General features: G+C 64.0%; 13 protein-coding genes. 3 read left to right on the top strand and 10 right to left on the bottom strand.

The features are described from left to right. Positions 1 to 26 precede the first annotated feature (26 nt). The 3 genes from ABWP89_RS03395 to ABWP89_RS03405 are packed head-to-tail and all read left to right on the top strand — an operon-like array spanning position 27 to position 3,086. A complete protein-coding gene (locus ABWP89_RS03395) occupies positions 27 to 1,811 on the top strand; it encodes an N-acyl-D-amino-acid deacylase family protein (RefSeq protein ID WP_353227242.1) in 1,785 nt (594 codons plus the stop codon). Then, on the top strand, positions 1,808 to 2,257 hold the full coding sequence (locus ABWP89_RS03400; protein ID WP_353227243.1) for a DUF2147 domain-containing protein: 450 nt from the start codon (positions 1,808 to 1,810) through the stop codon (positions 2,255 to 2,257). The genes ABWP89_RS03395 and ABWP89_RS03400 overlap by 4 nt, the downstream gene beginning before the upstream one ends. 28 nt (positions 2,258 to 2,285) lie before the next feature. Beyond that, on the top strand, positions 2,286 to 3,086 hold the full coding sequence (locus ABWP89_RS03405; protein ID WP_353227245.1) for a VOC family protein: 801 nt from the start codon (positions 2,286 to 2,288) through the stop codon (positions 3,084 to 3,086). Positions 3,087 to 3,299: 213 nt separating this feature from the next. Here ABWP89_RS03405 and ABWP89_RS03410 read toward each other — a convergent pair whose 3' ends face one another. The 10 genes from ABWP89_RS03410 to ABWP89_RS03455 are packed head-to-tail and all read right to left on the bottom strand — an operon-like array spanning position 3,300 to position 12,115. Next, a complete protein-coding gene (locus tag ABWP89_RS03410) occupies positions 3,300 to 4,067 on the bottom strand; it encodes an SDR family NAD(P)-dependent oxidoreductase (protein ID WP_353227246.1) in 768 nt (255 codons plus the stop codon). Positions 4,068 to 4,089: 22 nt separating this feature from the next. Next, positions 4,090 to 5,637 (bottom strand): FadD3 family acyl-CoA ligase, encoded by a 1,548-nt coding sequence (locus ABWP89_RS03415; RefSeq protein WP_353227247.1) that lies wholly within the window; start codon positions 5,635 to 5,637, stop codon positions 4,090 to 4,092. 7 nt (positions 5,638 to 5,644) lie between these two features. After that, positions 5,645 to 6,847, bottom strand: a complete 1,203-nt coding sequence (locus ABWP89_RS03420; protein WP_353227249.1) for an acetyl-CoA C-acyltransferase — start codon at positions 6,845 to 6,847, stop codon at positions 5,645 to 5,647. Between the two features lie 11 nt (positions 6,848 to 6,858). Further along, positions 6,859 to 7,236: a steroid Delta-isomerase gene (locus ABWP89_RS03425; protein WP_353227251.1), complete on the bottom strand. Its 378-nt coding sequence runs from the start codon at positions 7,234 to 7,236 to the stop codon at positions 6,859 to 6,861. 5 nt (positions 7,237 to 7,241) lie between these two features. After that, positions 7,242 to 7,700, bottom strand: coding sequence for a MaoC family dehydratase (locus ABWP89_RS03430; protein WP_353227252.1), 459 nt, complete (start codon positions 7,698 to 7,700; stop codon positions 7,242 to 7,244). Positions 7,701 to 7,702: 2 nt separating this feature from the next. Next, on the bottom strand, positions 7,703 to 8,488 hold the full coding sequence (locus tag ABWP89_RS03435) for an SDR family oxidoreductase (protein ID WP_353227253.1): 786 nt from the start codon (positions 8,486 to 8,488) through the stop codon (positions 7,703 to 7,705). Between the two features lie 25 nt (positions 8,489 to 8,513). After that, a complete protein-coding gene (locus ABWP89_RS03440) occupies positions 8,514 to 9,692 on the bottom strand; it encodes an acyl-CoA dehydrogenase family protein (protein WP_353227254.1) in 1,179 nt (392 codons plus the stop codon). Further along, the gene (locus ABWP89_RS03445; RefSeq protein ID WP_353227255.1) at positions 9,689 to 10,744 is read right to left on the bottom strand and encodes an acyl-CoA dehydrogenase family protein; all 1,056 of its coding nucleotides are present in this window, start codon (positions 10,742 to 10,744) and stop codon (positions 9,689 to 9,691) included. The genes ABWP89_RS03440 and ABWP89_RS03445 overlap by 4 nt, the downstream gene beginning before the upstream one ends. A gap of 1 nt (position 10,745) precedes the next feature. Continuing rightward, positions 10,746 to 11,651 carry an SDR family oxidoreductase gene (locus ABWP89_RS03450; RefSeq protein WP_353227256.1) on the bottom strand — a complete coding sequence of 302 codons (906 nt, stop codon included), beginning with the start codon at positions 11,649 to 11,651 and terminating at the stop codon, positions 10,746 to 10,748. A gap of 11 nt (positions 11,652 to 11,662) precedes the next feature. Further along, positions 11,663 to 12,115 carry a nuclear transport factor 2 family protein gene (locus ABWP89_RS03455; protein ID WP_353227257.1) on the bottom strand — a complete coding sequence of 151 codons (453 nt, stop codon included), beginning with the start codon at positions 12,113 to 12,115 and terminating at the stop codon, positions 11,663 to 11,665. Positions 12,116 to 12,184 lie beyond the last annotated feature (69 nt).

Below are 12,184 nucleotides of genomic sequence, written 5' to 3' on the forward strand. Positions count from 1 at the left end.
GCGCGGTAATATGATCGGGCAGGATCATGGCCAGGCAAACTGGCCCCAGACCAGCGGGAGAGTTCATCATGCAGGACAAGTACCTCATCAAAAACGGGACCGTCGTCGATGGCAGCGGCGCCCCGGCCTATCACGCCGACGTGCGCGTGCGCGGCAGCCGGATCGTGGCCATTGGCCCGGATATCGAACCCGAACGCCGCGAACGCGTGATTGACGCCACGGGCTGTTTTGTGACCCCGGGCTTTATCGAATCGCACAACCATTATGACGCACCGATGTGGTGGATGCCGACGCTCGACCCGATGCCAGGCTATGGCGTGACCACGTCGGTCAACGGCAATTGCGGTTTTGCCGCTGCTCCGGTGCATGAAGACCCGGCCGTGCGGCAGGAAATGGTCGATATCTTTTCCTTCTTTGAAGATATCCCGGAAAAGCCGTTCAAGGACCTGCTGCCGTGGGACTGGAAAACGTGGAGCGAATACAAGGCGTCGATGCAGCGCAATGTGAAAATTCCGGTCAACTATGCCGCCTATGTCGGGCATATCGCCATTCGCCTGGCGGTGATGGGGATGGAAGCGTGGGACCGCGCCGCGACCCCTGACGAAATCGCCAAGATGTGCGATCTGCTGGAAGACGCGCTGGCGGCCGGCGCGCTCGGCATGTCGAGCAACCTGCTCGACCATGACAAGAACGACCGCCCGATCCCGACTCGCAAGGCCGATGATGCCGAATTTGACGCGTTGTTTGCCGTGATCGCGCGCCACCCCGGCACCAGCGTGCAGGTGATCGTCGATTTCTTTATGCGGCTGGATGGCCTGCCCAATTCCGAACGGATGAGCGCACTGGCCAAAAAGCACGGCATCCGCATGCAGATCGCCGGCGGCGTGCCGACCCTGGCATTCCAGGCGTTCGCAATCGAAGGTGCAGAGGCGCTGCACGCGCGCAACAAGGCCGAAGGCAACGACGTGTGGCCAGGTTTCCACGTGATTTCGCCAACCACCATCGTCAGTTTCAATTCGTCGCTGCTGTTCGCGCAATCGAACAACTATGTGTGGAGCGAAATGATCCAGGCCAAGGGCGAACCGGCCAAGTTCGCCATGCTGGAAGACCCCGAATGGCGCGCCCGCGCACGCGATTCGTGGGAAAAGACCTTTGAAATCTCGCCTGTGAAAAACGCCAAGGACATCCATTTCCTGGACAGCGCGACCGGCGTCGGGCCGGTTACCGGCACGCTGCAGGATTATATGGATGTGCACGGGCAGACCCATCCGTCAGACGGCCTGGCCGATTGGCTGCTGGAAAACGGCACGGATTCGACCATCAAGATCAGCGATTTTGCCAACAACGAAGAAGCGTTGGACAAATTGCTGACCGATCCGCAGGCCATCGGCAATCTGTGCGATTCGGGCGCACACGGGCAGATGTTCTGCGGCGTGGGTGACAACGTGCTGTTCCTCACTCGCTATGTGCGTGACCGCAAACAGCTGACCATCGAACAGGGCATCGAATATCTGACCGGGCGCATCGCCGGCCATTTCCACATGGACGATCGCGGTACGCTGAAAGTGGGGCAAAAGGCCGACATCGTGGTGTTCGACCTGGATGAAATCGAACGTCGCCCCGAAGAAAAGGCGTGGGATGTGCCCGATGGCGAAGGCGGCCGCACCTATCGCTACACCCGCCAGGCCGCGCCGATGCGGCTGACCATGGTCAATGGTGTGCCGACGTTCGACCGCGGCGCCTATACCGGGGCGTTCCCCGGTGAATATATCGGCCCCGATGCCCCGGCGCTGGCCGAGGCGGCGGAATGATGCAGCAAAGCCCCGCGCGCGCCATCGCGCGCGGGGCGATTGCCGCCATGGCAGTGGCAATCGCCAGTGTGCAACCGGCACGCGCCACCGATATCGCCCGCGACATTGCCGGGCCATGGCTGACCGCCAAACACGATTCCATCGTCAGCTTTGCGCCCTGTGGCCCGGGCTGGTGTGGCAACATCACCAAAGTGCTGCGCCGCACGCCCGGTGGCCCGACCACCGACGTGCGCAACCCCGATCCGGCACTGCGCAACCGCCCGATCGAAGGCCTGCAACTGATCAAGCTCGACCGGTTCGAGGGCGCAGCCTGGCGCGGCACGGTCTATGACCCGCGTTCCGGGCAAAGCTACAAGGTCTATGTGCGGCGGGCTGCCCCCGGGCAGGTTGAGGTCAAGGGCTGCTTGTTCTTTGTTTGCGAAGCGCAACAATGGACAGTACCGTAACATCCGCACGAGTCCGGAGGTAAGTCCCATGGCAAGCGATCGCGGCGCATTCATCTGGTACGAACTGATGACCACCGACGCCACCGGCGCAAAGGCGTTTTATGACGCTGTGGTCGGCTGGAACATCGATGCCGGCAATAGCGGTCCTGACGCATCTTTTGATTACCGGATGATCGTGCGCGGCGATGGCGGTTTCGCCGGCGGGCTGCTGGCGATGGCGCCCGCGATGGTTGCCAGTGGCGCGAAGCCCGGGTGGCTGGGTTATGTCCACGTGCCCGATGTCGATGCGGCGGCGCAGACCATGGTCGATGCCGGCGGTGCCATTTTCATGGGGCCACAGGATATGGACAATGTCGGCCGCATGGCGATGGTCGCCGATCCGCAGGGCGCGGTCATCTACCTGATGACGCCGACCCCGCCTGCCGACAACCCCGATGCTGTCAGCGATGTTTATTCCCGAACCGAGCCGCAGCATGTGCGCTGGAACGAATTGTGGACCAGCGATCCGGACGCGGCGGTCGCGCTGTATACCGGGCTGCTCGGCTGGACCCAGCAGGGCGACATGGACATGGGCCCAATGGGCAAATACCGCTTTATCCAGCATGAGGGCACCGGCATCGGCGCGATCGGCATGGCCACGCCCGATGGACCAGGATCGCACTGGGATTATTATATCGGGGTGGACGATATCGATCGCGCGGTGGCGGCGGTAACGGCCGGCGGCGGCACACTGGCTGGCCCGCCCAACGCGATCCCCGGTGGGGAATTCAGCTGCCACTGCGTTGATCCCCAAGGGGCGACGTTTGGACTGGTCGGTCCGCGCGTATAGCGCGGGGCCTACAAACGACGTTGGTCCGCGGATATGGCACGGACCGGCGCGTTTCATTCAGCAGCGCTGCAGCGCCAAAAAAAGGGGCCGGCTTGCGCCGGCCCTTGAAAGTTTTGGGAGAGGATGCCTGAAAGGCAACGTTCATACGGGCTTGTTCGCTGCGTGCTGCAAGTGCGAGAATGACGTACACAGTTGCACAAAATGCATCTTGTATCATGGCCCGACCGGCAGCATCACCGGCGCAAAGGTTGACAGCAGCGCGGCGTCGACGACTTGCGCCTGGCCGTTGATGAAACCCGCAGCGGGGCTGGCCAGCCACAGCGCGACTTCGGCAACGTGTTGCGCGCCGCCCATGCCGCGCAGCGGCACCCGCGCCAGATCACCCGGCGGCACGATCGCCACATCGGGCACGCCGATCAGCGGGGTCAGCACGCCGCCGGGGCAGATGGTGTTGATCCGGGCGCCGCGTTCGGCAAAGGCGGTGACACAGGATTTGACCAGGCCGACAATGCCGTGTTTCGCCGCGCTATAGGCCGGATTGGCGGGATGGCCGATGACGCCTGCGGCCGAGGCGGTGACCACCACCGCGCCGCCATCGGCGATCACCGGTTGCACCGCCTTTATCCCGTTGAAAGTGCCTTTCAAATTGATCGCGATCAGTCGGTCGAACAGCGCCTCATCCACGGTGTCGAGGCCATCAGCGTCGCCGTAATAGCCAGCGTTGAGAAAGGCCACGTCAAGCCGGCCGGCTGCTGCCATCACCGCATCGACCATCGCCTGGTTGCTGGCCATGCTGGCCACATCGACATGCACCGCATGGGCCGCAGCGCCGATTTCGGACGCGACGGCCTGCGCCCCGGCAAGATTGAGGTCGGCGACAAACACTGTCGCGCCTTCCTGGGCAAAGCGGATCGCCGCCGCACGGCCAATGCCCGATGCCCCGCCCGTTACAATCACGACTTTGCCAGCAAACCGCGTCATGCCTTCACTCCCTATGTGTCTTTTATCCGCGCAATTCTGTTTTCAGCACTTTGCCCGCCGCGTTGCGCGGGAAATCGGCCACCACCACAAAACTGCGCGGGACCTTGTAATTGGCCATGGCATCGCGTGACCAGGCGATCAGATCGGCCTCCGTCGCGGTCATGCCCGGGCGCAGGATCACGAACGCGCGGCCCAGTTCGCCCATGCGTTCATCGGGCACGCCGATCACCGCGGCCTGGGCGATGGCCGGGTGCGCGGCCAGCAGCTTTTCCACCTCGGCCGGATAGACATTGAACCCGCCCGAAATGAACAGGTCCTTTTTGCGGTCGGTGATCGCCAGATAGCCGCGCGCGTCAATCGTGCCGACATCGCCGGTGTGCAACCAGCCCTGCGCGTCGATCGCCTCTGCCGTGGCGGCCGGATCGTCGAGATAGCCGCGCGTCACGCCATGCCCGCGCACCAGCAATTCGCCCGCGACCCCCGGCGGCAGATCGTGCCCCTGATCATCGACGCAGCGCACTTCGATACCAGGCATCGGATAACCGCAAGTATGCGCAACCGTTTCCGCATCATCGCCCTGGCGCGTCATCGCGATCACGCCGCATTCGGTCATGCCATAGCCGTTGACGATGTTTTGCATGCCCAGTTCGTGCCGCATGCGTTCGACCAGCGCGGGCGGCACTGGCGCAGCGCCGGTCACTGCCACGCGCAAAGATGAAAAATCGCGCCGCTCGCCACTTGCCAGTTCCTGCAACAGCGACTGGTAGATCGTCGGCGGACCGGGAATGAAGGAAATGCGGTTGTGTTCGACCTGGCGCACAACCTCGGCCACGTCGAACGTCGGCAGCGGGATCATCGTCGCCCCGCGCACCAGACTGGCGACCCAGCCCGCCTTGTAGCCAAAGGTGTGGAAGAATGGATTGACGATCAGATAGCGGTCACCGGCGCGCAGATCGACCCGCACCGCCCAGTCGCCAAAGCTTTGCGGCACTTGCCGGTGCGCGGTCAGTGCGCCCTTTGGCCGGCCGGTGGTGCCGGAGGTGAAGATGATGTCGCAAATGTCATCAGGCCCGACCGTGGCCAGCGCGGCATCGACCGCCGGATCGTGACTGCCCTGCCCGCGCGCGACAAAGGCGGCAAAGTCGCGATCGAGGGGAATGACCTCACGCAAATCGGGCAGGTCTTCGCCCGCGATCAGCGCGGCATAGTCCTGCCCCAAAAACTGCGCCGGGGCGAACAGCAGTTTTGCCCGCGAACGGCGCAGGATATCGCCTGCTTCGCCGCCTTTGAAACGGGTGTTCATCGGCACGATCGCCGCGCCCACGCTCTGCGCGCCCAGCGCGGCCAGAATCCATTCGCGCGAATTGGGTGCCCAGATACCCACCCGGTCGCCATGCCCGACCCCGCTGGCCAGCATGGCCGAGGCACAGGCGCGCGCATCCGCCCACAGCTGCGCAAAGGTCCAACTGTGGTCGCCCGCAATCAGTGCCACGGCATCCGGCCATTGCTCCGCCGCGCGCCGCGCCGCTGCGGGGATGGTCGGTGGCCAGATGCCGGGCTGTTCAATCATGGTGCGATCACGCGACTTCAAACAGGCCGGCCGCGCCCATACCGCCGGCAATGCACATCGACACCACGACGTATTTCACCCCGCGCCGCTTGCCCTCGATCAGCGCGTGGCCCACCAGCCGCGATCCGGTCATGCCGAACGGATGGCCAATGGCGATCGCGCCGCCGTTGACGTTCAGCCGTTCGGGATCGATCCCCAGCTTGCGCTGGCAATAGAGCGCCTGGCTGGCAAACGCCTCGTTGATTTCGAACAGGCCGATATCTTCGAGGCGGACCCCTGCCCGGTCCAGCAGCTTGGGAATGGCAAACACCGGGCCGATGCCCATTTCATCGGCGCCACAGCCCGCCACCTGGAACCCGCGATAGATGCCCAGCACCGGCCGGCCTTCCGCCTGTGCCATGGTCAGATCCATCAGCACTTGTGCGGATGCACCGTCGGACAGCTGGCTGGCGTTGCCCGCGGTCACATGCTTGCCCTCGGCGATGACCATGCCATTTTTGAACACCGGCTTCAGCCCGGCCAGCGCTTCATACGTCGTACCTGCCCGCACGCCTTCGTCTTTGGTCAGCGTGACCTCTTCCTTGCCGGTCTCGTTGCCTTCCTTGTCAAACAGCGCCTTGGTGACGGTGATCGGTGCGATTTCGTCATCGAATTTGCCTGCAGCCTGCGCTGCGGCGGCGCGTTGCTGCGATTGCGCGGCAAAGTGGTCCTGGTCTTCGCGGGCAATGCCATAACGTTCGGCGACCACTTCGGCCGTTTCGATCATCGCCATATAGGCATAAGGGTCGTGCGCCGTGACCGTTTGCGAACGGTTGCGGAACGCCGGCGCGTGCTTGTTAAGGGTCAGCGAAATACTTTCCATCCCGCCGGCAACCGCCACATCGATTTCGTTGGCGATGATCCCGCGCGCCGCGAACGCGATGGCATTCAGCCCCGACGAACATTTGCGGTCCATGGTAAAACCGCTGGTGGTATCGGGCAGGTTCGACGCGTGGACCGTCAACCGGCCCAGATTGTAGCTCTGTGTGTTCCAGTGGTTGCCGACGCCGAGATAGACATCGTCGACGCGCGCGGGATCGATGCAGGCGCGGGCCAGCGCGGCATTGACCACATGGGCGGACAGGAACGGTGCCTCGGTGTCGTTGAACGCCCCGCGGTAGGCTTTGCCGACGCCGGTGCGGGCGGTCGAAACGATGGCTGCTTCACGCATATCTGGTCCTCTCAGCCGAAGCCGTGAAAATTGGTTGGCCCGAAATAGGCATTCATTTCAATAACCTTACCCGCTTCATTGAACTTGAATGTGTCGATCACGTCGACTCGCTTGTCGCTGCCATCCCAGTGCAGATGCACCGAAAAGGCAAACGCGGCATAATCGCCGGCGATGCGCACCGGCCCCTGCAGTTCAAGCCGCGCGCCGGTCTGCATCGATGCGGTATAGAACGCCAGGATGGCGTCATGGCCCACATGGGGCGGCGTGCCGATCGGGTCTTCGACCGCGGCATCGGGGGCAAAGATCGCCGCCACGCGTTCCGGGCTGCCGGCGGCAAAGGCGGCAACATATTCGTGGACGGCGGCTTCCATCAGGCTGGCATCGGGCATCGCATTCACTCCGGAAAATACCGGCTGATCGTGTCGATCACGCAGGCCGGTCTGGTTTCACCATCAATCTCGATTGTCACGCGCACGGTCGACTGGATCGCGCCCTTGATCTCTTCAACCGCCACGATCTCTCCGCTCGCGCGGATCTTGCTGCCAACCCTAACCGGATTGAGAAAACGCAGGCGGTCTGCGCCGACATTCACCGCATGGGCAAAACCGCGCACGTCGATCAGTTCGGGCAGGAAATGGTTGACCAGGCTCAGCGTCAGATAGCCATGCGCGATCGTGCCGCCAAACGGGCCGCCCTTTGCACGTTCCACATCGACATGAATCCACTGGTGATCACCGGTGACATCGGCAAAGCCATTCACGCGGTCCTGATCGATCGTCAGCCAATCGCTGGGGCCCAGCACCGTCCCTTCTGCGCCGATCAGGTCGGCCGGGCGGTCAAACACGCGCGCCATGGTCACGCCCTTTGGCTCGACACCGGCACAATCTCTCCGGTCATATAGGATGACAGGTCGCTGGCCAGAAACAGCATGACATTGGCGACTTCCCACACTTCGGCGGGGCGGCCATAGGCCTCGGTCTTGACGAGGTCCGCCAGCCGTTCTTCGGTCGTCACTTTGGCCAGAAACGGATGCATGGCCAGGCTGGGCGCGACCGCATTGATGCGCACGCCGTGGTCGGCCGCCTCCAGCGCGGTGCAGCGGGTAAAGGCCATCACGCCTGCTTTTGCGGCGGCATAATGCGCCTGCCCGCGTTGTGCGCGCCAGCCCAGTACCGAGGCGTTGTTGACCATCACGCCGCTGCGCGCGGCATACATTGACGGCAGGAACGCGCGGGTCATGCGAAACAGGCTGGTCAGCGTGACATCGATCACGCGGCTCCACTGGTCATCGGTCATGGCGACCACATCGACTTCGCCGCCCAGCCCGGCGTTGTTGATCAGCACATCAACGCTGCCAAATGCGGCCAGCGCCGCATCGCGCAGGCCATCGACAGCGGCCTGGCTGGTTACATCGCACACGCAGGTGACCGGGCGTTCGCAGCCCACTTCGGCCGCGATCCGGTCGGCGGCTTCGCCCAGCCGGCGCTCGTGAAAATCGCTGATCAGCACCCGCGCGCCCTCCTCCGCCGCGCGTTTGGCCACGGCAAAACCGATGCCGGTGCCGGCGGCCGCGGTGATCACCACCGATTTGCCCTTCAGCAGGCCAAGCGGGCTGGGATATGGCGGAACGGGTACGGTCACAGGTCACCTCGTGGTTCAAATTTTTTCAAAGGTCGCCTCGCGGCTCCCGGGGTAGGCCGAGGCCGCGTTCGGCAATCAGGTTGCGCTGGATCTGGTTGGTACCGCCGTAAATCGTATCGGCGCGGCTGAAGAGGAACAGGTTGGGCAGCGTGGTCCATTCATAGTCTTCGCCCTGCGCCACTTCGCCCGCCTGGCCCAGCACGTCCATCGCCAGTTCGCCCAGATTGCGCCGCCAGGTGGCCCACTGGATCTTGTACGTCAGCGCCGCGCCGTCGATGCTGGAATGGTCGGTGTTCGACAGCATGCGCAGCGCGCCATAGCGCATCAAACGAAGCCCGGTTTCGGCCCTGGCAATGCGCTGGCGGATCAGCGGATCATGTGCGGTGCCATTGGCGCGCGCCGCCGCGATCAGCGCCTCCAGCTCGTTGCGGAACGACATCTGCTGGCCCAGCGTGGAAACCCCGCGTTCAAACGCCAGCAGGCCCATCGCAATCTTCCACCCATCGCCCGGCGCGCCGATCAGGCTGTCGGCGGCGCAACGCGCGTCGGTGAAAAAGGTTTCGTTGAATTCGGCATCGCCGTTGATCTGGCGGATGCCGCGCACTTCGATGCCAGGCTGATCGAGCGGCATCATCAGAAAGGTGAGCCCCTTTGGCCCTTTTGATCCTTCCTCTGTGCGGGTGACGACAAAGATCCAGTCGGAAATATGCGCCAGGCTGGTCCAGACTTTTTGGCCATTGACCACCCATTCGCCACCGTCCAGCCGCCCCTTGGTGCGCACCGAGGCAAGATCGGAACCGGCATTGGGTTCGGAAAAACCCTGGCAAAAAATGGTTTTGCCCGCGGCAATATCGGGCAGAAAACGCTGCTTTTGCGCTTCGCTGCCAAACGCCAGCAGGGTTGGCCCGGCCAGTTCGACACCGATGTGATTGACTCGACCCGGTACGCCGGCGCGCGCATATTCCTCGGCAAAGATCACCTGCTGGGCCAGCGTCGCGTCGCGCCCACCCCAGGCCGCTGGCCAGCCGATGCACGACCAGCCATGTTCGCCCAGATGCTGTTCCCATTCCTTGCGCCGTTCGGCCTTGGCGGTCAGCGTGGTGATGCCCTTGATGTCGCGGAAAGGCCCGGCCATCTGCGCCTGCAACCAGTCCGCACATTCGGCGCGGAACAGCTCTTCCGCCGGAGAAAATCCCAGTTTCATGCTGCTGCCCCCAGGACCATCGCGGCAATGGCCTCACGATGATATGCACCATCGCCCAGCATGGTCTGAATCGATCGCGCGCGTTTGAAAAACAGGTGCGCGTCGTGATCCCAGGTAAAGCCGATGCCGCCGTGCAGCTGGATCATGTTGCCCGCACACATGAAATAGGTGTCGGCGGCAAAGCTTTTTGCAGCATGCAGCGCCAGCGCCGCTTCGTCCGACGCTTCATCCACCGCACAGGCCGCCCAATAGACGGCTGATCGCGCTTGTTCGATTTCGATCATCATGTCGGCCAGGCGGTGTTTGTAGGCCTGAAATGATCCGATCGCGCGCCCGAACTGCACGCGTTCGCGCGAATAGGCGACTGTGTGGTCGAGCGTTTGCTGCGCCCCGCCCAGTGCCTCTGCGGCCAGGCAGATCCACCCGGCGGTTTGTGCCGCACTGATTGCGCGATCGCCATGTTCCAACGCTTCGGCAGCAGCAGCAGTCAGCACGATGGTGGCAAACGGGCGGGTCTGGTCCATTGTCACATGCGGCGTAACCGCCACGCCCTCGCCCTTGAGATCGACGATCCAGGCGTTGTCGCCACTGGTGACCAGCAGCAGATCGGCCAGCGCACCATGCGGGACAAAGGCAAAACTGCCCGACAGCCGCCCACCGGCAACCACGACCTCAGCCTTCCACGTGGCGGCGCAAATCAGGTCTCCGGCACAGAGCGCTGGCAGCCATTCGGCCTGTTGCGCGTCGCTGCCGCCCTGCGCGATGGCCTGCCCGACCATGACATGGCCCAGCAGTGGCAGCGCTGCGACATGCGCGCCGGCGGCTTCCGCCACTTGCGCCAGTTCGACCATGCCAAGGCCCGTGCCGCCATGCGTTTCGGGCAGGGCAATCCCGGCCAGACCCAATTCGCTGGCAAAGGCGCTCCACAACGCGCGATCGATCCCCTCGCCCGCCATCGCCTGCCGGGTGCGGGCGCTGGTGGCGTGTTCGGCAAAGAACCCGCGCACGGTTTCGCCAATCATCCGCTGTTCGTCGGTAAACGCGAACTCCATGTCAGGCGGTCCCCCACACTTTGCGCGGGGGCACGCGCTCGGCCAGCAACTGTTCGACCACTGCGCCCACTTCGGCAGGTTCCCACCGCGCGCCCTTGTCGATCACCGGGCCTTCGCGCCAGCCCTGCTCCAGCATGATCTTGCCGCCTTCGAGTTCGAACACGCAGCCGGTGACATCGGCGCTTTCGGTGCTGCCCAGCCAGACCACCGTGGGCGCGACATTGGCCGGGTCCATCGCGTCAAATTCAGCGCCTTGCGTTGCCATCTTGTCGGCAAACGCCTGTTCGGTCATGCGCGTGCGCGCTGACGGCGCCAGCGCGTTGGCGGTAATGCCATAACGGCCCAATTCCGCCGCCTGCACCAGCGTCAACGCCGCGATCCCGCCCTTGGCAGTGGCATAGGCGGCCTGCGCGATCGACCCCTGCAATCCCGCGCCGGACGAGGTGTTGATGATCCGCGCGTCGGGCTGCCCGCCCGCCTTTTGCTTTGCGCGCCAGTAATCGACCGCGTGGCGGCTGACGCAAAAATGGCCGCGCAGATGCACATGCATCGTCGCATCCCATTCGTCGGGCGTCGCGGAAACAAACATGCGGTCGCGCACGATCCCGGCGTTGTTGACCACCACGTGCAGATCGCCAAACGCGGCCACCGCGGCATCAACGATGCGTTTGGCCGCGTCCCAGTCGGTGATGTCGTCATAATTTGCCACGGCCTGGCCACCGGCGGCGATGATTTCGGCCACCACGCGGTCGGCCGCGCTGGTATCGCGGCCTTCGCCACCCAGCGAGGTGCCGATGTCGTTGACCACCACATTGGCGCCCTCGGCCGCGAATGCCAGCGCATAGGCGCGGCCCAGGCCGCCCGCGGCGCCGGTAATGATGACAGTGCGGTTTTCGCAAATGCCCACGGTGTTCTCCCTTACAAGGTCGGCGCGGGGACGGGCAGCAACAAGTGCTGCGACAGGTCCCCGATCATGTCGAGCAGCGAATAATCGCGCGTGGCAAAGCGCCAGACGCCATCCACCCGCGCAAATGTATCGTGATACCGCCCGGCGCAGATCGCCTGCAGCGGCAGCGTGTCGGTCTGCTGAAACACGGTGTAATACGAACGGCACGCCGCAGTGCCCGCGTCCGCATCCACCTCGACAATCGCGTTGGTAATCACGTGTTTGGTGCGCGGCGTGCCGCACGCGTGGATGCGCACGAACGCGCGCCATTGTTCCAGCATCGGCGCGGCGCCATGCACCACTTGCCCGCCGCCGAGCGTGACATCGGCGTGGGTGAACAGCGCGGCCACCGCTTCCAGATCGCCAGCGTCCATCAGTTCGGCATAGCGGTAGAGCAGGTTGGTGATGTGGGTTTCGGGGCTCATGCAGCGCTCCGCAGCGGGGCGATGAAAGCCCTCCCCCTCAGGGGGAGGGTTGGGTGGGGGTGTCCGACG

The sequence above is a fragment of the Novosphingobium sp. genome (assembly GCF_040398825.1).
Taxonomy (GTDB): domain Bacteria; phylum Pseudomonadota; class Alphaproteobacteria; order Sphingomonadales; family Sphingomonadaceae; genus Novosphingobium.